This is a genomic window from Desulfovibrio sp. JC022 (assembly GCF_010470665.1).
Classification (GTDB): domain Bacteria; phylum Desulfobacterota; class Desulfovibrionia; order Desulfovibrionales; family Desulfovibrionaceae; genus Maridesulfovibrio.
Genome location: NZ_VOPZ01000009.1, coordinates 160,549 through 184,602 on the forward strand (window position 1 = coordinate 160,549; position 24,054 = coordinate 184,602).

Annotated in this window: 21 protein-coding genes; 14 read left to right on the plus strand and 7 right to left on the minus strand. The window is 49.8% G+C overall.

What is annotated here, in order from left to right; all coding sequences use genetic code 11:
* Positions 1–87 precede the first annotated feature (87 nt).
* The 3 genes from FMS18_RS16070 to FMS18_RS16080 all read right to left on the minus strand — a co-directional run bounded on the left by FMS18_RS16070 (position 88) and on the right by FMS18_RS16080 (position 1,674).
* Positions 88–312, minus strand: coding sequence for a hypothetical protein (locus FMS18_RS16070; RefSeq protein WP_163295698.1), 225 nt, complete (start codon positions 310–312; stop codon positions 88–90).
* A gap of 217 nt (positions 313–529) precedes the next feature.
* Positions 530–1,000 (minus strand): 23S rRNA (pseudouridine(1915)-N(3))-methyltransferase RlmH, encoded by a 471-nt coding sequence (locus FMS18_RS16075; RefSeq protein WP_163295699.1) that lies wholly within the window; start codon positions 998–1,000, stop codon positions 530–532.
* A gap of 2 nt (positions 1,001–1,002) precedes the next feature.
* On the minus strand, positions 1,003–1,674 hold the full coding sequence (locus FMS18_RS16080; RefSeq protein ID WP_163295700.1) for a metallophosphoesterase: 672 nt from the start codon (positions 1,672–1,674) through the stop codon (positions 1,003–1,005).
* A 212-nt stretch (positions 1,675–1,886) separates the two neighbouring features.
* Here FMS18_RS16080 and FMS18_RS16085 point away from each other — a divergent pair, with 212 nt between their 5' ends.
* On the plus strand, positions 1,887–2,471 hold the full coding sequence (locus tag FMS18_RS16085) for a 5-formyltetrahydrofolate cyclo-ligase (protein ID WP_163295701.1): 585 nt from the start codon (positions 1,887–1,889) through the stop codon (positions 2,469–2,471).
* A complete protein-coding gene (locus tag FMS18_RS16090; protein WP_163295702.1) occupies positions 2,459–3,205 on the plus strand; it encodes a polyphenol oxidase family protein in 747 nt (248 codons plus the stop codon). The genes FMS18_RS16085 and FMS18_RS16090 overlap by 13 nt, the downstream gene beginning before the upstream one ends.
* 84 nt (positions 3,206–3,289) lie before the next feature.
* Here FMS18_RS16090 and FMS18_RS16095 read toward each other — a convergent pair whose 3' ends face one another.
* From FMS18_RS16095 to FMS18_RS16105, 3 genes are all read right to left on the minus strand, one after another.
* A complete protein-coding gene (locus FMS18_RS16095; protein ID WP_163295703.1) occupies positions 3,290–4,255 on the minus strand; it encodes a chemotaxis protein in 966 nt (321 codons plus the stop codon).
* Between the two features lie 220 nt (positions 4,256–4,475).
* Entirely contained in the window at positions 4,476–5,561 is a 1,086-nt protein-coding gene (locus FMS18_RS16100; protein WP_163295704.1) for a glycosyltransferase, read from the minus strand.
* The gene (locus tag FMS18_RS16105; protein WP_163295705.1) at positions 5,555–7,213 is read right to left on the minus strand and encodes a glycosyltransferase family 4 protein; all 1,659 of its coding nucleotides are present in this window, start codon (positions 7,211–7,213) and stop codon (positions 5,555–5,557) included. Before FMS18_RS16105 ends, FMS18_RS16100 begins: the two co-directional genes overlap by 7 nt.
* A gap of 328 nt (positions 7,214–7,541) precedes the next feature.
* Between FMS18_RS16105 and FMS18_RS16110 the strand changes: the two genes are divergently transcribed.
* The 4 genes from FMS18_RS16110 to FMS18_RS16125 all read left to right on the plus strand — a co-directional run bounded on the left by FMS18_RS16110 (position 7,542) and on the right by FMS18_RS16125 (position 11,748).
* Entirely contained in the window at positions 7,542–9,014 is a 1,473-nt protein-coding gene (locus FMS18_RS16110) for a GGDEF domain-containing protein (RefSeq protein WP_163295706.1), read from the plus strand.
* A 280-nt stretch (positions 9,015–9,294) separates the two neighbouring features.
* Positions 9,295–9,975, plus strand: a complete 681-nt coding sequence (locus tag FMS18_RS16115; protein WP_163295707.1) for a queuosine precursor transporter — start codon at positions 9,295–9,297, stop codon at positions 9,973–9,975.
* A gap of 70 nt (positions 9,976–10,045) precedes the next feature.
* On the plus strand, positions 10,046–10,891 hold the full coding sequence (dapF, locus tag FMS18_RS16120) for a diaminopimelate epimerase (protein ID WP_203544671.1): 846 nt from the start codon (positions 10,046–10,048) through the stop codon (positions 10,889–10,891).
* A 371-nt stretch (positions 10,892–11,262) separates the two neighbouring features.
* A complete protein-coding gene (locus tag FMS18_RS16125; protein ID WP_163295708.1) occupies positions 11,263–11,748 on the plus strand; it encodes a phage regulatory CII family protein in 486 nt (161 codons plus the stop codon).
* Positions 11,749–11,897: 149 nt separating this feature from the next.
* Here the strand turns inward: FMS18_RS16125 and FMS18_RS16130 are convergent, their stop codons facing one another.
* Entirely contained in the window at positions 11,898–12,113 is a 216-nt protein-coding gene (locus FMS18_RS16130; protein ID WP_136675324.1) for a hypothetical protein, read from the minus strand.
* A 272-nt stretch (positions 12,114–12,385) separates the two neighbouring features.
* On the opposite strand from FMS18_RS16130, the gene FMS18_RS16135 reads away from it, so the two are divergent.
* The 8 genes from FMS18_RS16135 (at position 12,386) to FMS18_RS16170 (ending at position 24,044) form a co-directional block, all read left to right on the plus strand.
* Positions 12,386–14,608, plus strand: a complete 2,223-nt coding sequence (locus tag FMS18_RS16135) for a methyl-accepting chemotaxis protein (RefSeq protein WP_163295709.1) — start codon at positions 12,386–12,388, stop codon at positions 14,606–14,608.
* Positions 14,609–14,610: 2 nt separating this feature from the next.
* Positions 14,611–15,096, plus strand: coding sequence for a chemotaxis protein CheW (locus FMS18_RS16140; RefSeq protein WP_163295710.1), 486 nt, complete (start codon positions 14,611–14,613; stop codon positions 15,094–15,096).
* 3 nt (positions 15,097–15,099) lie between these two features.
* The gene (locus FMS18_RS16145; RefSeq protein WP_163295711.1) at positions 15,100–16,365 is read left to right on the plus strand and encodes a protein-glutamate O-methyltransferase CheR; all 1,266 of its coding nucleotides are present in this window, start codon (positions 15,100–15,102) and stop codon (positions 16,363–16,365) included.
* Positions 16,365–17,021, plus strand: coding sequence for a chemotaxis protein CheW (locus FMS18_RS16150; RefSeq protein ID WP_163295712.1), 657 nt, complete (start codon positions 16,365–16,367; stop codon positions 17,019–17,021). The genes FMS18_RS16145 and FMS18_RS16150 overlap by 1 nt, the downstream gene beginning before the upstream one ends.
* Before the next feature lie 68 nt (positions 17,022–17,089).
* A complete protein-coding gene (locus FMS18_RS16155; RefSeq protein WP_239061068.1) occupies positions 17,090–19,948 on the plus strand; it encodes a response regulator in 2,859 nt (952 codons plus the stop codon).
* Complete coding sequence (locus FMS18_RS16160) at positions 19,945–20,958, plus strand: chemotaxis response regulator protein-glutamate methylesterase (RefSeq protein ID WP_163295714.1); 1,014 nt, start codon at positions 19,945–19,947, stop codon at positions 20,956–20,958. Before FMS18_RS16155 ends, FMS18_RS16160 begins: the two co-directional genes overlap by 4 nt.
* Positions 20,959–20,963: 5 nt before the next feature.
* Complete coding sequence (locus FMS18_RS16165) at positions 20,964–22,151, plus strand: SpoIIE family protein phosphatase (protein WP_163295715.1); 1,188 nt, start codon at positions 20,964–20,966, stop codon at positions 22,149–22,151.
* Between the two features lie 54 nt (positions 22,152–22,205).
* The gene (locus FMS18_RS16170; protein WP_163295716.1) at positions 22,206–24,044 is read left to right on the plus strand and encodes a methyl-accepting chemotaxis protein; all 1,839 of its coding nucleotides are present in this window, start codon (positions 22,206–22,208) and stop codon (positions 24,042–24,044) included.
* Positions 24,045–24,054 lie beyond the last annotated feature (10 nt).

The window sequence follows — 24,054 nt, forward strand, 5'->3', positions numbered from 1 at the left end:
ACGCATTAGTTGGGATATGTGAAATTTGTTGAGAAATAAAAAGCGGCCTTGATTCGGATGAATCAAGGCCGCTTTTAGGTAAGATAATTACTTCTCTTCTTCCTGTCCTGCTCCTGAAAGTGCATCCAGCAGGCCGCCTTTGAATATCAGCTTGGTGGCGTGTTCGTCGGCTATCTCTGCCACGTCCATGAGTTTTTCAAGGAAGTCGAGAATTTCAAACCGCTTTTCTTCGGTGCCGTTATCAAATTCAAATTTCATATCACCGGAAGTCATGTATTCTTCCAGTTTTTCAAGGTAATCCATCTTAAGCATAAGAGTCTCCAGTTGCAGGTAGTTCTCGCAAAATTTATATATCCCAAACGGCAAAGCCTAATGAAAGTTTTTGGGATTCTAGCACTAGCTCTTAGACAAGCGGTCTTTCCGCGAGTCTTAGAGATAGCGACAGTGAATCAAACCCTTTTTTCAAAAAGGGTTTAAGCCGCCGGAGGCGAAATCAAATCGATAAAAGCGCGCAGCGCATCAAATCTTTCTAAACATGGTGATAAGGCGATCCGCGAAGTATGGAAGCAGCGCGGTAGAGCTGCTCAAGGAGCATGGTCCGGGCCAGCTCGTGAGGCAGGGTCATCTTGCTCAGCGACAGTTTGACTCGGGCTGCATTCTTGACTTCATCGGCCAACCCGAAAGGCCCGCCGATGACGAAAGTCGGGGTCAGGTTAGGATCTTCAGACCAGCGCTGTAATTGCTTGGACAGCTCAACTGAGGTCATTTCCTTGCCCTTTTCATCTAGGCAGATGAGCAGGTCCGAAGGTTTGACCTTAGCCATGATGGCCTTGCCTTCATGCTGGACCTTATCTCTGGGGGGCAGCTTGCCGGGAGCATCCTTGAGGATGGTTTCTTCCAGTTTGTGAAAGCGTCCAAGTTTTTTGGTGTAATGGGCGCAAGCATCGCGGAAAAAAGGTTCCTTGATTTTGCCGACCCATACAAATCTTATTTTGCTCATGATTAAATTTGTTTAAGTGTTGCTTCCAGTTTGCCGTTTTCAATGGAGACAAGCACGTAGCCGCCGCCGGAGGCCATGCCGGGATTGAATATTCGGGATTTGCCGATGTTGTCTTCGCCGCTGGCTTCATGGATGTGTCCGCAGAGAACGATGTCCGGCTGATGCTTTTCAATGAAACTGCGTACAGACTTGCTGCCTACATGCATTCCATTTCCGATGACGTCGAGTTTGGTATTAAAAGGAGAATCGTGAACCACAAGGATCAGCTGTTTATATTCTCCGAGACGGGCATAGGTTTCTTCAAGAAAGCGGGTCATCTCTTCTTCGGTTATTTCACTGGGAGTTCCGAAAGGAGTAGGAATGGAGCAGCCTACACCCATAATTTTTATGTCTTGTGCAAGTTCGCGGACTTCACAATGCAGATTTGCTCCTTTCCCCTTAAGAAAATCAGTGACATTGTTTCTGTCCATATTTCCCAGCTGAGCGAGGATATTCTTGTTCCTGCTGGAGATGGTGTCCCAGATCCTTTCAATTGTCCCGGCCGGGGAGTGGTTGGTCAGGTCTCCGGTGATGATCACCCCGGAAGCTTCTTCAAGTCCCGGTAGTAGTTCAACGAATTTGAGGCTTTGGTGTATATCACCGAAAGCGATCCAATCTTTCTTGGATTCAGACATGTCGCCTCCGTTTGTAAATAGCTCAGTTGTTGATTTTATTCATTGTTTCCAGAAGTCAGTTGAATACCATTAATGGTCTTAAAAACCAATGGCGGTCCAGTCCCTGAGCTGGTCAGGATGAGTATATTTTCGGTATTGTCGCACTTGGTGATTGATCTTTGTTACATAGTTGTGCTTAGTTTTCTTATCCCATGATTAAAACTGAGGAACAGGTGGCGGATTTGGATAAAGAAATTATCAGGCGGCAATTGTTGGAAAAGCGTTCCGCCCTGCTCGGGCAGGACGTTAAATCCATGAGCCGCAACATAGTGAATACGGTATTGTCCCTTGAACAATGGGGGCGTGCAGAGGAAGTGCTGCTTTATTGGCCTATCAGAAATGAAGTAGATATCCGGCCTTTACTTGAAAATGCCTGGAATAGCGGCAAGAGGCTGTTTATGCCCTGTTGTCGCAAAAATGAGCCGGGGCAGATGGATTTCGGTGTGGTCCGCGCTGAGGCTGATCTTACTTCCGGTTCATTCGGCATCAAAGAACCCTGCCGGACTCGTTGCGAATTCCCGGATGCGGTTTCACCTGATCTGATTATTGTTCCCGGTGTGGGGTTTGATCGCAGTGGGTTCAGAATAGGATTCGGGGGCGGATATTATGATCGTTTTCTGGCCCGCCCGCAGAAAGATGCGTTTCTTTCTGTAGGGGTTTGCTACGATTTTCAGCTGGTGGAAGGCTTTCCCGTGGAACCGTGGGATAAAAATGTGCAGTTGGTCTGCACTGATAAGGAATTAATATGGCAAAGATAAATTTTATACCTTTTGTATTTCCGGGGCTTGAAAAGGTCTCGGTTGTTTTCAGTACCAGAGAGGGCGGCAACTGCAAGGAGCCGTTTGCTGGTGGCAATATTTCCTACGATGTCGGCGATGATGCTTACGATGTACGTGCCAACCGTACAGAACTGGCCGCTACCCTTGGTATTGCCCATTGGCATGAATGCATTCAGGTTCATGGGGATGTGATGCATTATGACCTTGAGGAAGGTTCTCCGGCAGATCCTCCCAGCCTAAAAGGGGACGGCCTTGCCACTTTTTCTGCGGGGCATGCCCTTGTTATTAAAACAGCAGACTGCCAGCCGATTATGATTGCCCACAAGAACGGGGATTTCGTAGCCGGCTTGCATAACGGCTGGCGGGGCAATGCCATTAACTTTCCCGCCAAGGGTGTTGCGGATATCTGCGAACGTTACAGCTGCGATCCAAAAGACCTGCTGGCTGTGCGTGGTCCCAGCCTCAGTCCTGCACTTGCCCAGTTCGTTAATTTTGAATCTGATTTCAAGCCGGGGTTTGAACCATATTTTGATCAGGAGACCAGCACTGTTGACCTCTGGAAACTGACCATTGATCAATTGGTGGGAGCCGGATTGACCCGGCGCAATATTCATTCCCTTGATTTATGTACTTATTCCATGGCGGATAGTTTCTTTTCCTATCGCCGTGAAAAGAATACCGGACGTCAGTGTTCATTGATTTGGATCAAATAGGTATTTTGCTTTGAAGCATAAGAAAATCCCCCGCAAAGCTTAACCACTTTGCGGGGGATTTTTAATTGTTTATGTCAGTGAAGGCTAATTGTTGTCTGCTTTCTCAATAAGCTTGAAGACCCTTTCAGCCAGCTGGTTGATTTCAGCTTTTGAAATCTGGTCGTCAGCACCAACGGATTCCCCTTTGTGGAAAAGGGTATCGGTGATGATGGAGGAACAGAGCAGTACCGGGAGATGGCGCAGTTCGGGGTCGTCCTTGATGCGTTTGGTCAGGTTGTGACCGTCCATGACCGGCATTTCAATATCGGTGACCATAATGTCCAGATAGTCGTTGATGGTTTTGCCTTCGGCTTCAGCTTTTGCTTTCCATTCAACAATCTTGTCCCAGGCAGCCTTACCGTTATGGGTTCTGGTTACCCGGAATCCGGCATCTTCGAGCATCTGGCCGATCATGCGACGGATCATGGTGGAGTCGTCGGCGATAAGGGCCTTGAGCTGGCGTTTTTCAATCTTGTCGACCAGAGAAGCTTCCGGCACATCGGTGAGATCCATGTCCGGGTTGAGGTCGGCAACGATTTTTTCAAGGTCGAGCAGGAATACAATACGTCCTTCAAGCTTGACCACCCCGGTGATGGAGTTTGCGGTCAGCGAGGAAACCTGCCTGCTCGGCGCTTCTACCTGTTCCCAGCTGATGCGGTGGATTCTGGTCACACCGGAAACAAGGAAGGCAGTGGAAATTTTATTAAATTCAGTGACGATTACCTTGGGTGCTTCGTCTTCAATTCTGTTTTTACCGACCCTGCGGCTTAAATCGATCAGGGGGATAATTTCCGACCTGAGATCGAATGCACCCAAAACGGCATCGTTTGCCGCATCAGGCATATCAGTCAACTCAGGCAAGCGAATGATCTCGACGACCTTGGCAACGTTGATGCCGTAGTAGTTACGGCGGGTTGAACCGTCATGAACATTGTCAACTTCGTCAATATAAAATTCAACTATTTCAAGCTCATTGGTGCCTGATTCAAGTAGAATATTCGTTTGGGACATTGGCATCCTCCCCTGGGAAAATAATGTATCAAGCCTGCATCATGTTACAAAGCAACCTTTGCTCAAATTAATGTTAGCCTGAAATGCTTGTTTATGAAAGATTTTTTTCATCTTCATATTTAGATTAGTAAATTTAGTTCCAGTTTAAACAGGGAAAAAAGTCAACTGACTTTTTGTGAAAATTGAAAGAAACACGAAAAAAATAACACGGGAAGCAAAATTAGACCAGACTAGCGTATATTTTGTTGTAGTCGTCGATCATCCTTACATGTGAATATCGTTTTTTTCCTTTATGAAAACCTCGACTGCCCATTTCTCTGGCAGCTCTACTGTTTTGCAATAGCATAATTACCTTTTCGGTAAAAATTGTTTTTTCATAAGGGGGAATCAGGAGACCGTCCTCCCCATCTGAAATTTGTTCTACCACACCGCCCACGGCGTAACTTACAGCAGCAAGGCTCTGGGCCATGGCTTCCAGTATGATCAGGGGGTGATTGTCACCCAGTGTGGGGTAGGCCAGCACATCCGCTGCGGCCAGAAATTTTGCAAGGGTGCTGCTGTCTACATAAGGAATGGAAATAAAATCCCCGTCCCTGCTGTTTTCGCTGCCCCCGATGGCAAAACAGAGAGCTTCAGGCACAGCTGATTTGATTGTCGCCCAATAATTTTTCCATTGCGGACCTGATTTGTAGGCGGCCTGCATTCCTCCGTGGGCCACGAAAAGCATGACTTTTGAGGCCGGGTGGATCCCCAGTTCTCTCCGGGAGTGGATTTTGTCTGCTGGGTTTTCCGGCCACGGTATGCCGTTGGGGATTATTTTAGGTTTTAAATCCGGATGAGCTTTGCGGGCCTGTCTGCCCAGCCACCCGGAAGGGCAGACCAGTACGGCATCTGAATCAATAATAGCTGCGATGCGTTCGCCACGTACTTTTCGGGATTCCGGGAATTTTCTCGGGCAGAGGTTGCATTCCCGTTCAAATTCCGGGCAGTCCATGGGTGAAGCACAGCCTCCGGTAATCATCTGGGAATCATGCAGGGTGATTACTGTTTTGCAGTCCTCTGGCAGGGAGCGCAGGAAGAGTGCAGGGTCAGTGGAGGTATGCAGGTGAACGATGCTGTTTTCAGGGATCTCCTGAGCAGCATCCTGCGGTGAAGTCAATTCCTCACTGGAAATTTCTGATGCTTCGAAAGAATGCAGTGAGTTGTGTCCCCGCTCCAGTAATCCCTGATGGAGCAGCAGGGCTACCTTTGCAGCACCGCCGCTTTTTTTTAGGATAGTATGATGCACTACGGTCCGGTTCAGCATACTTTTTCCAGAATATCGTGCTTCAGGCTCCAGAGAATATGGAACCGGGCGTCGTTATCGCTCATTTTTCCGGCGATTGATTTAATTTTTTCTTCGAGCTGGTCAGCGGTCAGCGGTTTGCGGGCAAAGAAAGCCATCTTGCGTATAACTTCTTCGTTCAGAAGTCTGTCCACTCCTTTATAAATGAGCGGGAATTCCCGGCCTTTGTAAATGGCCATTCCGGTGGTTCCGGTGACCAGTTTTGTTTTCGGATTTAAGACTTCCGTGGGATAATGGGAAAATGTTTCCCCCAGCCGGACCTGAACCGGGTGAAGTATGTCACGCAACTCATTCTCATCCACCGGGACCGTATTCAGCTCTTCCCAGAGTGAAACATGCTGTTTAACCACTTTGGTCCAATTGAATTTGTCCCGGACCCGTTTTGCCCCCGCAGCACCCATCTTTGATCGTAATTGAGCATCGTTGATAAGTTTTTCCAGTGCCGCAGCCAGTTTCGGGGTGTTCACAGCTGTCTGCTGGGCCATGAGCAGGTGGTAGTGGTTGTCAAAGCAGAGCGGTGCTATGATGTCGAGATCAGGTGTGGCTTCAGGGCCGATTGTTTCGATGAGTATTCCGCTTTCGCCGTTAATCACCAGATCTTTGTAACCGTCATAATCGGAAGCAATGACCGGGAGGCCTGATGCTCCGGCTTCCAATACGGTCAGCCCGAAGGTTTCCTGCGGATTATCGGAGATGGAAACAAAGATGTCTGCTGCCCGGTAAAGATCCAGTTTTTTGTCATCGGAAGGACATCCGATAATAGAGAGTTCCAAGCCCATGTTGCGGCCTAACTGAGCAAGGGTGGCCGGAAAATCATCATCTTCATCGATCCATCCGCCCAGCATGACCCGTACTTTGGTCCGTTCTATTCCTGATGCAAAGAGCTTTTGCAGGGCGCGCAGCAGCGGCAGAATGTCCATCTTGGAATAATGAGCGATACGGCCGAAGACGAGGATGTTAACCCTTCCGTCAGCAGCGTCAATGCCGAGATTCCTTTTAGCCTGAGCCTTTAAATGTTCATCCGGCGGAGTTAATTTCCCCGGATTGATTCCCAGCGGAATTTTTTTGATCTGCGGTGAAGGGTGTGTCTCTTCACTCAATCCCAGCCCTTCGCGCAGGTGCTTGAAATATTTTTCAACAACCTGCACTCCGGTGCTGGAGGTGGTCACAATACAGTCCCGCTTGGTCGTGCCCTTCCATAGATAATTGAGGAAAAATGATCCGTAGTTGCTGTAACTTAAGGAATGGGTGGTCCCGGTAATGGGGAAAATGTTCTTTCCGTATTTATTGCGGACCCGGGCCAGATGGGCAGGATAGTTGATGCAGTCTGACTGGTGGAAGCAGAAATATTTACGGCTGGCTATTTCTGCGGGCAGATCCCGGCGATCCATAATTTTGACTCTGCCTTGCTCGAATATGGCCGGATAGCTGTTTTGGAAAAAGGAAGTCAGGCCTTGCCTGCCGCCTGCCCCGGAGAGAAAGAAATGATATTCGTCAAAAGGGTCCAGTCCAAGTAATCCATTGAGGAAACCCATGTTTGCGACTTTTCTTCCCAAAATAGGTCCGCTTTCGTAGAATGGGTCCAGACTACCCCATATTCTTTGAGTTTTCATACGTTATTTCAAGCCACATTTGGCCTGCTCTTGTCAAAGGATTTATTTGCCGCACCCTTGTTCTAAAGGGTGACGGATTTCCGGCACTCTTTTCCTTTATATAAATGATAAGAGGTTTGCTGCGTTCTGCCATACTGCTGTTAAAAATTTATAAAAGCATGTGTTTCAAGTGTCTAACGTACCGTTCTAAAAGCTTTTATCTTTGTCTATTCGTTCTTTTTAACATCTAGGCTGTTCCTGTTTTACTTCTCTTGAGATTGGCTGGCCCCCTTTTTGCAAAAATACGGGTGGAAAATTGTTTCTGACAGCTTAATCAAGGAGACCAGTAATGAAAAGAGGAAGCAGACCTGAACTGCTTTGGGGGTTCGGTCTTAATAGTAGTGAAGCCGGTAAAATCGAGGATTCCCTCGGTCCCGGATTCTTTTTGAGAAATTTTTCCGAGCGTTCCCTGCCCGGTGAAAAGGAACTCAGCAATAATGAAAAGCCCGCCGCGACCTGGATTCCGCAAAGAGTCTGGGATGAACTGCCTGAAGAAAGGCGTTCGGCATACCGCAACCTTGAATCCACACAGCGTATTCTGATTCAGGATGACATGAATCACGCTGATCTGGAAAAGGTGCTGGAAGATGGTTTTCTTGCTGTAGTCAGCTCTCCGCTGACCAGTTCCAAGGTGCAGGACGCTTTATTCAGGGCCAAGGAAATTTCCGGTCTTTACGGTGATCTTTACCGCATGACCGAGGAAATCATCCTTGAGCGTGAATTGCTTTCCCGTAAGACTGAACAGCTCATGTTCCTGAATACCGTGCTTTCCAATGCCACCGAGCGTCTTGAAGTGGCGGATATTCTCGGTCAGGCTGCTGAGGATCTCAAGATGCTTCTGCCGGTTTATTCCGTGCAGGGTGCTTTTTGGGATGTTTTGCCTACTGGAAAGCATATTGATGCTGAAATTTTTATCAATCCCGGTCAGGTCGAGAACGTCCAGAACGAGTGGATTGAATTGATGATTGAAAATGTAGTCGCACTCAGCGGTATGGAAGTTTCCAGCTACAATATGTCTGAAACCGTTCCTCCGGGCAGCAATTCCATGGTCTACAGCCCCGGTTCCGGAAGGATTCTGGCTCTGCCGCTGGTGGCCCGTGGTGATAAGTTCGGTTGTCTGGTCATGCTCTGTGAACGAAATGTCAGGCTGGCCAAGGATCAGGTTGCCACGCTTAATGCAGCGGTCAATCATCTTTCTCTGGCTCTTAGCAACGCTATCATGTTCAACAAGATCAAGACCCGCGCTAATCGTGACGGACTGACCAGAGTTTACAACCGTCGCAGTTTTGATGAAAGGCTGGTTGAAGAATTTAAGCGTCACCAGCGTTTGAACACTGATCTTTCCCTGCTCATGGTTGATCTCGATCATTTCAAGGCAGTGAATGACACTTACGGTCATATGGCCGGGGATATGGTGCTTGAAAAAGTTGCCCGCATATTTGAAAAAACTTTCAGGTCCACTGACTTCATCGCCCGCTACGGCGGTGAGGAATTTGTGATCCTGCTTCCGCATACTAAGGAAGAACAGGCCGAGATGCTGGCTGAACGGGTCAGAGCCAAGATTGAGGCCAGTACCATGACCTATCAGGATAAAAGCTTTAACGTAAGCGCGAGCATCGGTGTCTCTTCTGTGTGTCCCGGCAGTCTTGAAAAAGACAGTGAAATTGTACGCAAGGCCGATGAGGCTCTTTATGATGCCAAGATGCAGGGCCGTAACCGGGTGGTTGTTTCCCCCATGCGCCCTAAGCTGAGAATTATGTAATTTACGAGGTTTCCTTCAGCCTATAGCTGTCAGGCTGAATCAAGGGGTCCCGGTTGTCGGGGCCTCTTTTTTTTTGCTAAAAGGTAAAGAAACGTTCTGGTTATATATCTCTGTCTGGTTGTTATGTTATTTGTATTTTCAGAATACTTAAAAAACTGAATGGCTTTTCAATTTGATTTGGGCTAGGAGCAAGGTCTTGGCTCATCAGGAGCCGTCTTTATTATGCTGCGGTGTTTTTGAGATATGTTTTCCTCACGGAATGGCCGTACAGGAGTTAATTATGAATGAATTATTATGGCTTGGCTTTGCGGTCATGGACCTGAGCCTCGTACTTGTTATTTATAGGTTTTTCGGAAAAATAGGCTTGTTCGGCCTGATCGTTTTCAATCTGATTCTCTGCAATATTCAGGTATTGAAGACCATTGAACTTTTCGGGATGACGACCACTCTGGGGAATATCCTTTATGCCAGTGTCTTTCTTTCCACTGACATGCTCAGCGAATTTTACGGTAAAAAAGAAGCAAAAAAGGCCGTTTATCTAGGGTTTGTGGTCCTGGTCATGGCTGTTGTTTACATGCAGCTGGCCCTAATGTTTACTCCGGCAGCAGATGATTTTGCCCAGCCCCACCTTGAAGCTATTTTCGGGTTTCTGCCCCGTATTGCGCTTGGAAGCATGGCCGCTTATATTGTCTCCCAGCTGAATGATGTTTATATTTTTCATCTGCTCAAAGAGAAGATGGGCCAGCGTCACCTCTGGCTGCGTAATAACGCATCCACACTGCTCAGTCAGTTTCTGGATTCATCTGTATTCTGTTTTGTAGCTCTGTGGGGCCTTTTCCCCTTTGAGGTCTGGGTGGAAATTCTTTTTACTACCTACCTGTTTAAGGTTATAGTGGCGGTTATGGATACTCCTTTTCTGTATCTGGCCCGCCGGATGCACTCCCGTTTGTCCGAGGCTTGATCGCCTGTTTTTGAGCTGTACTTGCCCTTGAGGACAATTCTTATTTTATTTTCAAAAAACGAGGCTGCCAATGAGTAAAATGTTCGGAAAATCAGTTCCTTTTTATAAAATGCAGGGTTGCGGCAATGATTTCGTGATTATTGATAACCGTGAACTGGGCGTACCGGTTGAGAAGATGCCTCTCTGGGCTGAGAAGCTTTGCCAGCGCGCTTTCGGTGTTTATGCTGATGGTCTGTTTTTTATTGAAAATGCACCGGAAGGTTCCGGTCTTGATTTTATCTGGCAGTTCTATAATTCTGACGGTTCAAGGGCGGAAATGTGCGGCAACGCATCCCGTTGTGCCGGCAGGCTGGCCCATGCATTGGACATTGCCGGGGAGCAGCATGTTTTCGGCTCAGATGCAGGCCCCATAAAGGTACAGGTTTTTCCAGTTCTGGAAGAAGTTAAGGTGCAGCTTACCCCGCCCGAAGGATTGGCAATAAAGCAGACTCTGGAGATTGACGGGGAAGAGTATGAATATCACTTTGCCAACACAGGTGTTCCGCATGTTGTCGTGCAGGTTGCCGATGTTGAAAATGTGGATATCAAAAAACTCGGCGCAGCTTTCCGTTATCATGAAGCCTTTGCTCCGGCAGGAACTAACGTGAACTTCGTCCAGATCGATGATAACGACAGTCTTATCGTGCGTACCTATGAGAGGGGCGTTGAAGATGAAACCTATGCCTGCGGAACCGGGGTCAGCGCGGTGCAGGTTACCCTTCATGAGCAGGGCTTGACCGATGCAGCTGTGCGGGTCCGAACCTCCGGCGGTGAGATTCTCAAAGTTATTATTGAAGATGGTAATGTGTTCTTGCAGGGTGGAGCAGAGCTTACCTTTTCTGGTGAGGTCTATCTTGAATCCCTGGGAATTGAATAGCATAGCAGGTTGATTTTTCGTGAAATGGGCACCGCATTTTTTGCGGTGTCTTTTTTTCCTATTTTCAAAAACATACCTGAATAGGCTAAAATTTAATATAGCTGAAATCAGTTCTTGCAAGGGATGAGTATTCCTTGTATAGCCTTGTTTTCGCAATGGTAATGATTTGTTGGATAATGAATTTTACTGTTTTTCAGTAAATAGTCTTGTTTTTCAAGAATAGGTGTAAAGGTCCATTGCGGATTTGAATGCTAATAGTCTGAAATTAAAGTGTTTAATGTATGTGTGTTATTGCATAATAAACTGGCATGGATTTAGCTAGTATTAAGAGTGATAATAAACACAAAATAATGAACTAAGGGAGAGATAAAATGGCAAATAATGAACTTACCAAGCTTTTGCAGGATGTTGTACTCAAAAATGACAAGCCTGCACGTGATGTGGCAACCGAAATCAGCAAGCCTTACCCCACCCTTCTTCGTGAGATTAATCCCGAAGATAAAGGTGCAAAGGTCGGTGTTGAAGAACTGATTCCCATCATGAGAGCTACCGGTAGCATCCGTCCCCTGACCAGACTTGCAAACATCATGGGCTACGTGCTGGTCCCCATGGACATAAACCCTGAAGATCCCGATGAAGCCAACTACATGGCTCTCGATCTCATGGACGGTTTCGGCCGCTACTCCAAGGCTCTCAAAAGCGCCTTGCAGGCTGATCCCTCTGACGAACTGGTAGATTCCGTAGAACAGGAAGGCTTTGAAGCTATCACCGCTATCCTGACCATGGTTCACTACCTGCGTAAAAGATCTGAAGAAGAAAAAGCCAAGAACGCACCCCGTCTTGCTCAGGTAAGCTAGCAGACGGTTTGCATCCGGCACTTTCTTGACCGTCTGCGAAACGATCAATAAAGCACCATCAAAAAAATCCCCGACAGTTAATACTGTCGGGGATTTTTTCGTTCAGCAGCCTGCGATTTTCATCAAAACCGCTGGTGTCTGAAAAAAGATCAGCAGTTATGAACGTCCTTGTTGATGTAGAAGCAGAGATCGAAGAGGTTGTTAACCATCTGGTCTACAAGGTGGTCCTGTTCCGGGCATGGTTCCTGAGTGTTCACTGTCTTATTGATTATTTTTGCAAATAATACCGAAACAAGTTCGTCGTCTTTGTTGCTCCAATACTTGGTCGCTGACGCAGCTTTGTTATCAAATCCGTGATAATACATACACTCCTCCGTGAGTGGGGACATCGGCCGGGCAGAAATTTACCCGCCGGTTCATACTTTTGCTATCGGCAGGCTAAGGCAATCACTTTACATGAAATTGAGATATTTTTTAGAAATGCTGCAAAATGCCTGCGGTCATTGATTTAATCATATAAAATAAATACAAGGGAGAGGTAGGTGTCACTGCGCCTGTTCCCTGATATGATGGAACCCATGTAATCTGTAATAAAAGTAGCGCTGCCTGAGCGTTTGGCGGTGCCGGGATGTATTCGATGCGTTTTTCCCTCAGAAGAAAGATAATCGCCATTGCCTGCGGAGCCGCAATCATTCCTATTGTGGCCATGTTTATCATTACCGACATCCTTGAGGACCGCTTGCAGGACTGCATGAAGGGTGAGGTCCGTTCTCTTATTGAATCCCATGTTTCCCAGTTGACTGGTGATCTTTATGAAGAGTGCCGCACCGCAGACCAGTTGCTCTCAGCAGAGACTGAAAGGGCGGCTATGGCATTGGAAACATTTATGGGCAATCTCGGCCGGGTGCAGGTCTTGAAGAGAGTCTCGGACTGGCCGGTGAATAACCACCGTATTGAGGGTGTTGCCGAGCTAACAGTCCCGGTGTTGACTTTGGGGAATGATGAATTTTCCTATGCTAAACGCAAAGGAAAGCCGTTACCTATGCTGGTGAAGGCGAGCCGTATTTCCGGGGCTTATTGTACTGTTTTTCAACGTTTGAATCCCGAAGGTGATATGCTGGTGGTCGATACCACCGCACCTGCGGAGAATTCTAACTGGAAGCTTGGGGATATTTTTTACTCTCTCGGCGATGACGGTAAGGTTGAATCAGCCATTGATGATGTTCTTTCCGGGCGCACCGCCAGACGGTATGGCGATCTTGATCATGGTGCCCGTTTCACCATTTATGTGCCTTTGCGGGATCAGGAAAATTATGTGACCGGGATGATGGCTGTTTATATGGGTGATGAAATTTTGCAGGTATTGCGCAAGTCCATGCTTAAAACTTCCATCGGTAAAACCGGGTATATCTGGGTTATCGGCACCAAGGGGGATAGCCGGGGACACTACATTGTTTCCAATTCGCCTAAAAATGACGGTGCCCACGTGGATGCTGTCGGCGGGCAAAAGGGGTTTGTGCATGAGATTCTCGCTCAAGCGGTAGAGGCCGGAGAAGGGAAGCTCAGCAGCAAAACATATGTCTGGAGAACCGGGCCGGATGATGAAGGCCGGGATAAACTTTCTGTATTTACCTATTTCAAACCTTGGGGCTGGGTCATCGGAGCCGGGGTCTATCTTGATGAGTATCAGGGTATCACCGGACGTTTGACCGGAGTGCTGGATTATCTGGTGCAGTGGCTGGTCATCACCGGGTTGGTGCTGCTGGTTATTACCCTTGGAGTCTCCTTGTATGCCAGCGGATTGATCGCTGATCCGGTCAGCCATATGGTCGAACTGGTCAAGATTATTGCTTCCGGTGATCTGCACAAAGCCCGGGAAACCATAGCCATGGTGGATGAAAATTGCCCCAATGCCCGCAAGGCAGTGCGTAACGCCGAACATCCTGAAAAAATAGATGAAACCGGACAACTCTACCTTGCTGTGAAGGATATGGTCGATGCTCTTTATTCCCTGATCGGGCAGGTGCAGCGGTCAGGTATTCAGGTGACGACCTCCTCTACGGAGATTGCAGCTTCCGCTAATCAGCTGGAAGTGACGGTCAGCCAACAGGCCACCGCAACCACTCAGATAAGTGCCACAAGTGCTGAAATTTCTGCCAATTCCGGTGAGCTTGCCGGGGCCATGCATCATGTAAATGATGCCGCTTCCAGTATGGATAAGCTTGCTTTTGAAGGTCAGGATGGACTTAAGACCATGATCAGGATCATGGATGATTTGAGCACGGCCACGACCACCATTACCGGCAAGCTTGATGAAATCAATGACCGGGCCAATGCTATTGAAGGTATCGTCAATACCATTACCAAGGTTGCCGACCGGACTAATCTGCTCTCCCTTAACGCTGCCATTGAAGCGGAAAAGGCCGGAAAGTTCGGTCAGGGTTTTTCTGTTGTTGCCGCTGAGATCCGGCGTCTGGCGGACCAGACATCTGTTGCCGCCCTAGAGATCGAAGATATGATCGGCAACATGCGCAGTTCAGTTGATTCCGGGGTGGATGAGATGGAAAGATTCGCTTCGGATGTGCGTTTCGGTGCGGATAAGGCGGGCAAGCTGGGTAAAAAGCTGGAAGGTATTATGACCGGGGTCCGGGAACTCAATCCCCGAATCGAGCAGGTTAATGACGGTATGACCGCGCAGGCTGAGGGAGCCGGGCAGATCAGTGATGCCATGTCCCAGCTTTCCGAGACCGCTTCGGATACCTCAGATGCCCTTTCGGAATTCAACCGGGCCACATCCCAGCTTAACGAAGCTGTACAGGGTTTGCGTGGTGAAGTTTCCCGTTTCAAGGTGAGTGAATAAAGATGCTGGTGCTTACATTCAAGATAGGTGAATACATCTACGGCCTTGAGGCTCGCGTTGTGGCGGAAGTGGTTCCCCCAACTGTGTGCAAGGAACTGCCACGCTCGCCGAATTACGTGAAGGGCCTTTTCAATTATCGGGGCAAGGTTACCCCGGTGGTGGATCTTTCCATGCTGGCAACGGATACCCCTTGCGTTTCGCGCATGTCCACCCGGATCATCATCATTGATCTGGCAGATCTTGATACCGGGGAAAAAAGGGATGAGCAATTTCTGGGGCTGCTGGCTGAGAATATCACTGAGACTTTGAAAGTAGCGGATTCGGATTTTGAGGAATCCGGTCTGGAAATTCCCGATGCCCCGTGGCTGGGCAGGGTTGCTCGTATAAACGGGTGCATGTTGCAGCTGCTTAAGCCGCACAAGCTGCTTACTGATGAATTGCGCCGGGTTCTTTTTCCCAAGGATGAACCGGAAGCCGCTCAGGAGTAATGGATGAATCTTGAGCCGTTTCTGAAAATTCTCAACCGGGCCATGGGGCTTGCTCCTGATTCACTGGCCCGTTCCGGGATTGAGCTGGCACTCAAGGCGCGTATGCGTGAGACCGGGCAGAGTGAGAATGGCTATCTCAAGTTGTTGCGGACCTGTGATGGTGAATTGTCTGAGCTGATTGAAGAGATCGTGGTTCCTGAAACATGGTTTTTCAGAGACAGCAAACCTTTTGAACTGCTCTTTGAAACCGCAGCCGGATGCAGGGCTGATGAATTCAGGGTGCTCAGCGCGCCTTGTTCCACCGGGGAAGAGCCTTATTCCATTGCCATGACCCTCATGGGGGCCGGGTTGAGCCAGTTCAGGGTTGACGGGGTGGATATCAGCGAGCGCGCTTTACATAGGGCAAGGGGCGGAATTTATACTGAGAATTCTTTCCGTGCTGAACTGCCGCTTTATGCTGAAAGGTGGTTCCGTAAATGCAAAGAAGGGCGCATGCTTGCGGAGCAGATAAGGGGGACGGTGAATTTCCATTCCGGTAATATTATCGAAGGCTGTCTTCCCCATGGCAGGTATGATGTAATCTTTTGCCGTAATTTGCTGATTTATCTGGATGATAATTCAAGGAAATGTTTGGCCGCTTTGTTAAATGAAAAACTGAAGGATAACGGTTTGCTTTTTGTCGGCCATGCTGAAATTCTTCCGGTTTTTAATGACTGGTTCACTCCGGTCCGGAAACAGGGCACTTTTGCACTGCGTAAGGGAAAGCGCAAAGTTGCAGCTCTGCTCAAACTTCCGGTCTGTCCGCAGCAGGAGTCTGCACGGAGCGATACAGCCGTTCCAAAGATGCACTCCACTGTGCACAGGCCGTTTAAGGCCGTCTCACCGGTAAAACCCGTGGTGCTGCCCCGCAGGGGAGTTCCTGTTGTAAAAGAAGAGCAACCCCGCCAGCCGCCGGTTATTTCGGTAAAAGAGATCAAAGAGCTGGCGGATCGGGGTAAGAGGGCGGAGGCTTTGAACATGTGTGCTGAGCTGCTCAAACAGGATGGGCCGGACCCGGAGTTGTTTCATCTCTGCGGTTTGTTGCATGAATCCGGGGGAAATATTTCAATGGCTGAGGAATACTATGGCAAGGCCCTGTATCTTGAGCCGGATCATATGGAATCTCTGGTGCATCTCGCTCTGCTGCTGGAAAACAGGGGTGAAGCGCGCAAGGCTGAAATTATGCGCAACAGGGCCCGTCGGGCTGAAAAAAGAAATGAGGCCGGATAATGCTTGAGTCCTGCTGGAATACTATAGGTTACGCCGGAGACAGATCCTGTCCCGAGTTGGAACAATGGAGCCATTGCTACCATTGCCCCAATTTTACAAGTGTCGGTCTGTCCCTGCTGGACCGTAAGCCTCCTGAAGGCTATCTGGCTGAGAATACCGAAGCTGTGTCCATTGCCAAGGAAGAAGAGCAGGCTGAGACTTCCGGGGCGGTTGTATTCAGGATCTCCCGTGAATGGCTGGCCCTTTCTTCGCAGGTTTTTGTTTCAGTGCTGGAAAAGCGGACCGTGCGACCGGTTCCACATCGAAACAGCAGGATGTTCCGGGGGCTGACCAGTCTTCAGGGCCAGATTATTCCGGTGGTTTCCGTTCGCGAACTGCTGGGTCTTGAAGAGGAATATCTTACTGAAGAGGAGAAGGGGTTTCGGGTTTACAGCAGGTTTATCTGCGTGGACCGTGGGCTGGGGCGTTGGATTTTTGCGGTGGATGAGGTGCTTGGTGTTCATCATTATCCACCGGACGCGTTGATGGATGCCCCGGCAACTGTGTCCAAGGCCCCGGCGGCGTATACCCGCGGCCTTTTTGAGATAGACGATAAAAGAATTTCACTGCTGGAAGACGAGCTTCTTTTTGAGGCCTTCAACCGCATCATCAAGTAAGGCGGAACTTATGCGCAACAGCCGGACAGGGAGAAGATAGAGTGACGCGAGACATGGCGGATCTTTCTATGCTGGAACTCTTTCGCATGGAGGCGGGCAACCATACGCGGGTGCTGGAAGAAGGCATACCCGGTCTGGCTGCTGACGTTTCCCCGGAAAAGGTGCAGCCTCTCATCCATGCGGCCCACGCCCTGAAAGGGTCTGGCAAGATTGTGGGACTGGCTGAGGCCGTGGATCTTTCGCAGACCATGGAAGCTGTGCTGGACAGATGTTCCGGTGCAGGGGAGTTGCTTGCTCAGCAGGCTGTTGACGGTTTGCTGGACGGTGCGCGTTTTCTGCATTCCCTTGCCGAAGTGGAAGCAGAGAACATGGACGGCTGGCTGGAAGAAAAAAAAGATGAGCTGGTATCCCTGCTTGAGCGTATTGAATCCGGGAAATCCACTGAGAGTCCTGCGGATCATGAGCCGGAACCTGCTCAAATTCCTGAATCCGAACCGGTCTCGCTTGCACAGGAAGAGGTCCGGCCCGAAGAACCGCAAACTCCGCCTGAAGAAATTTCAGCAGTTGAGCCGGTGCAGGCTGCTGCTCCGCCCAAAGAAGATATCCCTCTTGCCGACCTTTCCATGCTCGATCTTTTCCGCATGGAAGCTGAAAGCCATTCCCATGCCCTGAATGAAGGATTGCTGGAGCTGGAAAAAGATCAGGCCCCGGATAAAGTGGAGCCGCTCATGCGTGCGGCCCATTCCATGAAAGGAGCGGCCCGTATTGTGGGGCTGACCGATGCCGTGGCCCTTGCCCATGCCATGGAAGATCTGCTGGTGGCCTGCCAGAAGGGTGATACTGTCCTTGATTCCGGTCAGATTGATCTGCTGCTGGCGGCAACAGATATTTACCGTGATGTTTCCCAGCTTGAAACAGATTCCATTCAGGGATTCTTGAGCGAAAGTAGACCGCTCATGGACCAGTTGGAAAAAGCTTTGCGCGGAGATGAGGAAGCAGCAGCCAAGGTTTGCTCCAAGGTCTGTCCTTCAGGAATGCCGGCTTCGATTGTGGATGTACCGGGCGAACCAGTTACTGAGATTGTGGCTGATGCATCTCCCGAGCAAGGGGAATCCAAAGACGTTTCTGCTGCTCAACCCAAAGCATCACCGACCAAGGAGAGTTCCGCTCCTGCGCAAGGGGGGCGTGCGCCGGAAGATTCTGTGGTCCGTGTTTCCGCCGGAAACCTGAACAGGCTAATGGCCCTTGCCGGGGAAAGCCTTGTGGAGTCCGGCAGACTGGGCGAGTTCGCTTCATCTCTGCTGCGCCTCAAGGGCGGACACCGGGACTTGATGAGGATTCTTGAAGATTCCTGTGAGCGGGTCAGCCACGGTGAAACCGCCGAAGATGTGGTTGATGAACTCAAAGGGGCTTTGGCTGAATGCCAGGTCATGCTGGTTAAGCACATCAATGAATTTGATCTCTACCGCAGGCGCAATGACAATGTTTCCGGCAGGCTTTATCATGAGGTCATCGCCAGCCGCATGCGTCCTTTTTCCGATGGCGGCCGCGGTTTTCCCCGTCTGGTGCGTGATCTGGCCCGTTCGCTGGGCAAGGAAGTGGATTTCGTTATTGAGGGTGATACAACTTCTGTTGACCGCGATATTCTGGATAAGCTGGAAGCCCCTCTTAACCATTTGATCAGGAACGGCGTGGATCACGGTATTGAAATGCCGGATGAGCGTGTTGTTGCTGGGAAGTCTTCCACCGGGACCATCCGGGTGATTGCCGGACACCGGGCCGGAATGCTCTTTATTGAAGTGCGTGATGACGGTCGGGGGCTTGACCCGGAACGGATCAGGGCCAAGGTGGTGGAACGCAAGCTGGCTCCGGCGCGTATGGCAGCAGAAATGAGTCGGGCCGAGCTTATGGAATTTCTTTTTCTGCCCGGTTTCTCCACTGCCGGAAAGGTTACTGAGATATCCGGGCGCGGGGTCGGGCTGGATGTGGTTCATGCCATGGTTCAGGAAGTTGGCGGCACGGTGCGCGCTGATTCAGAGCCCGGACAGGGCATGTCATTTTCCATGCAGCTGCCGCTTACTCTTTCAGTTATCCGCACTCTGCTGGTGAAAATTGCGGATCAGCCCTACGCCCTTCCTCTGAGTCGTATCAGCCGTATTGCTTCCATCTTTCCGGAACAGCTCAAACTGGCCGAGGACCGTCAGTACGTCTCTCTGGACGGGGTCAACGTGGGCTTGGTGCCCGCAGCCCAGATTTTGGGAGTCACCTCGCATCAGCAGGAAGAGGACGGTCTGAAGGTTGTGGTTATCAGTGACCGTATGAACCGTTACGGATTGGTGGTGGATGATTTCTTAGGTGAGCAGGATCTTGTGGTCCGTCCGCTGGATCATAGACTGGGCAAGGTCCCGGATGTGAATTCTGTAGCCATGATGCCCGACGGTTCCCCGGTACTCATCCTTGATGCCGAGGATCTTGTACGTTCCATTGATAATCTTCTTTCCGGCGGAAGGCTGGGCAAGGTGGGTATGGAATCCGCTGAAAGCGGCCCGGTACAGAAGATTCTGGTGGTGGATGATTCACTTACCGTGCGTGAAGTGGAGCGTAAACTGCTGGCTAACCATGGCTATGAAGTGGACACGGCGGTGGACGGTCAGGACGGCTTTAATGCGGTTATTTCAGGTGACTATGATCTTGTGGTTACTGATGTGGACATGCCGCGCATGAATGGTCTGGAGCTGGCCCGCAAAATTAAGGATGATCCGGAACTCAAGTCCATCCCGGTGATGATGGTTTCTTACAAGGACCGCAAGGAAGACAAGCTCCGGGGGCTTGAGGCTGGTGCTGATTATTATTTGACCAAGAGCAGTTTTCATGACGAGACCCTGCTTTCGGCAGTTGAAGACCTTATAGGCGGGGCTGGAAAATGAGAATAGGTATTGTAAATGATCAGGCCTTGGCAGTGGATGTGCTCAAGAAGGTGGTTAGTGCTGCCGGGCACGAAATCGCCTGGATTGCTCATAACGGAGAAAAAGCGATAGAGAAGTGTTGCACTGATGTGCCGGACCTTGTGCTCATGGATCTGGTTATGCCTGTGCTTGATGGTGCCGGGGCCACACAGGGGATTATGCAGAAATGCCCTTGTCCGATTCTGGTTGTTACCGCCAGTATTGAGAGCAATTCTACCAAGGTCTTCGAGGCCATGGGCGCGGGGGCACTTGATGTGGTTACCACTCCCCGTCAGGAAAACGGAGGCATAGAAGGTGGCGATGAGCTTCTTTCAAAAATTTCAGTAATCGGCAAGTTGCAGGGTAACAAAAAAACAAGCCCTGCTCCTAAGCTCATTCCGAAAGTCAGGATGGTTCCTCCTCTGCTGGCAATAGGCAGTTCTACAGGAGGACCTTCCGCTTTAGCCACTTTGCTGGGGGCCTTGCCGGAGGATTTTCCGGCGGCCATTGCCATTGCCCAGCATGTGGACGGACATTTTTCCGAAAATCTGGCTCAGTGGCTGGACGGACAGACCGGGATAAAAGTTGAACTTGCCCGCAGCGGCATGGCTATGCAGCCCGGAAAGGCGTTGATCGCTCCCGGTGACCGGCATATGCGCATGGGGCCGGGGGGCATGGTTGAATTGACCAGCGGTCCCGGTGAGAATTTATACGTGCCCTCTGTGGATGTGCTTTTTGACAGTTTATGTTGTGCCGGGTTCCCTTCCAACTCTGCGGCGGTGCTGCTCACAGGCATGGGCGCGGACGGGGCAAGGGGGATGTGCGATCTTAGGAATTCCGGCTGGATGACCGTGGCTCAGGACAAGGAATCCAGCGTGGTCTGGGGTATGCCCGGAGCGGCGGTAAAAATGGGTGCGGCGCGCGAAGTCTGTTCCATTGAAGATATGGCCGGGTTGCTGGTAAGGCATTTTAAAAAACGTTTCAGGAGTTAGAACAGATGACCGAAGTCAAAGAGCAGCTGCTCACCGAACATAAGATCAATGTCTTGCTGATAGATGACCAACCCATGGTGGGGGAGGCTGTGCGGCGTATGCTTGAAGGCGAGGAGGACATTGATTTCCACTTTGTGAGCGATCCGACCAAGGCCATTCCCACTGCTGAAGAGTTGCAGCCTACAGTCATTTTACAGGATCTTGTCATGCCTGAGATTGACGGTATGACCATGGTCAAATTTATGCGGGTTAATTCCAAGCTCAAGGATATTCCCCTGATTGTGCTTTCCACCAAGGAAGAGCCGACCACCAAGGCCGAAGCTTTTGCTCTCGGAGCTAACGATTATCTGGTCAAACTTCCCGACCGCATCGAGCTTCTGGCACGCATCCGTTACCACTCCAAGGGTTACATCAACCTTTTGCAGAGAAATGAAGCATACGAACAACTGCGTGAAAGCAGGGATGAAATGCGCAAGGAGCTTGCTGTTGCCGCTGACTACGTGACCTCCCTGTTGCCGGACCCGGTTAAAGAGGGGAATATTCAGGCGGACTGGCGGTTTATTCCTTCGGCATCATTGGGCGGCGATTCCTTCGGCTACCACTGGCTCGATGATGATCATTTTGCCATGTACCTGCTTGATGTCTGTGACCACGGGGTCGGTTCGGCACTTCTTTCTGTCTCAGCCATGAACGTGCTTCGATCCCAGACCTTGCCGGATACTGATTTTCTTAAACCGGACGAAGTGCTGACATCCCTGAACGATTCCTTTCAGATGGATCAGCAGAACAACCTTTATTTCACCATGTGGTACGGTATTTATCGTAAATCGGACCGGACCTTAACCTTTTCCAGCGGCGGACATCCACCGGCACTGCTTATCGCGGACGGGGAAGTGCAGCAGCTGCGTACTCCGGGAATGATTGTGGGCGGTATGCCGGATATGACCTACACCAGCGACAGCGTGACTGTTGAGCCGGGTGCGCGCTTCTTTCTCTATAGTGACGGGGTCTACGAGCTGAAAAAAGTTTCAGACGGCAAGATGTGGGAGTTTGATGAATTTTCCGGGTTCATGAAAGGGACCGGAGGAGAGCTGGGCACACCCATTGACCAGCTTATAGCGCATACCCGCCAATTGCAGGGTAGTGAACTTTATGAAGATGATTTTTCCATGGTGGAGTTTGTCTTTGCCTAAGTCGGGACTTAGAGGCAGGCTTTGCATTTAATCGGGAATTAAAGAGGACTGATAATGAGTATCCGCAAACAGTTCATAACCGGGTGTGTGGTTTTTTGTATAGCCCTGACCGTGGCCATAATGTGGCTGGTTTCAGACTATGCCCGCGAGACCCTGATGGACCAGTATCGTTCCAAGGCAGAAATCATGCTGCACACTATGAAAGCAGTGCGCAAGCATACCGGATCTGTTATCCGTCCCAAGGCCACGGAAATTCTGCCGGAAAATAAGTTTGTAACCGAGTTGCAGTCCACTTCCTTTACCGCCAACGGCGTGTTCGGACGTATTCCCGATGTCTACAGGCATGAGTTGAACTTTAAAACCGCTTCCACCAAGCCGCGTAATCCTGATAATCTGGCCACCAATGACGAGGCCCGAATTATCGAGGAGCTTGATGCCATGGCTCGGGTCGGAAAAAAACCTTTCATCGGGGAAATTTGTAAAATTAACGGCATTGAATCTTTTATTGTCGCAGAAGGAGAGGTAAATAAGCCTTCCTGCATGGTCTGTCACGGTGATCCTAAAGATGCTCCGCCGTCCATGAAAAGCAGGTATCCGGTCAAAAGTGATACGGGTTACTACCGCAAGCCGGGGCGCATTGAATGCGCCATGATTTCGGCCATTCCGCTGGCGGCTATGAATGCCGCTTCCAATCAGGCTCTTGGTGCGGTGGTCTTCATGGGATTTATTTTTATTGTGGTAACTCTCGGTTTTCTTCTCTTCGGTCTGAACCTTATTTTCAGCCCGGTTTCACAGATTACCAACATTGCCAAGGAAATTGCTTCTGGTGACCTGAACAGTGCCAATGTTTCCATCCGCAAAATGAAGAATATGGCTGAAGGTAAATTTTTTGCAGGCCGGATCATGCGGCCCGGAAACGAAATCGGTAATCTGGTGACTTCTTTTGAAACCATGATTTCCGGTCTTTCAGAATTGATCGGTGAAGTTCAGTCCTCCGGGGATAATGTTTCAGTGGCCGGAAACAAGATCAGGTCCACTGCCGAGCATATTGATTCTGCGGTAAACAGGCAGGCAGCCTCTACCAACGAAGTTACCGCCACCAGCAGGTTGATCAGTAAGACCTCCAAGGATCTGGTGGAAGTGATGACTGATGTCGCCGATAGTGCCAGTGAGTCCGCCCACATGGCCGAAACCCTGCAAGGAAATATCGAACGGCGTGAGCAATCTTTGATCAGGCTGGTTGAATCTACTGACAATGTTTCATCGCGGTTGGCGGCTATCAGTGAAAAAGCCAGCAGGATTAACCATATTGTGACCACCATTGCCAGAATTGCAGACCAGACCAACCTCCTCTCGCTTAACGCGGCCATTGAGGCTGAAAAGGCCGGACAATTCGGTCAGGGATTTTCCGTGGTTGCCCGTGAGATGCGCAGACTGGCTGATCAGACGGTCATTGCCGCAGAAGATATTGAACTCATGGTCCGGGACATGCAATCCGCAGTCAGTTCCGGGGTTATGGAGATGGAAACTTTCAATCATGAAGTCCGTTCCAGTGTGGATGAGGTGGAAAAGATGAGTGTCGATCTGGGGCAGATTGTGGATCAGGTCCGGGTACTCAAGCCACGTTTTGTGGATGTCTCCCGTTCCATGGGTGATCAGGCCGATAGTGCTGAGCAGATCAGTGATGCCATGGGTGACCTCAGTGAAACCGCTGCCGGAACTACGGAATATCTCGAAGAATTTAAGCGTACAGTGGCGAGCCTGAACTATACCGTCCAGAGTCTGACCGGTGCTGTAGACGGCTTCCAGACTGTTGAGGATGATTTTTTCTCCTCATCGGACGAAAAGGAAGATCCTGCAAAGGATAAAAGTGAATCGGAGCCGGAGAATTAACACAGTTGTA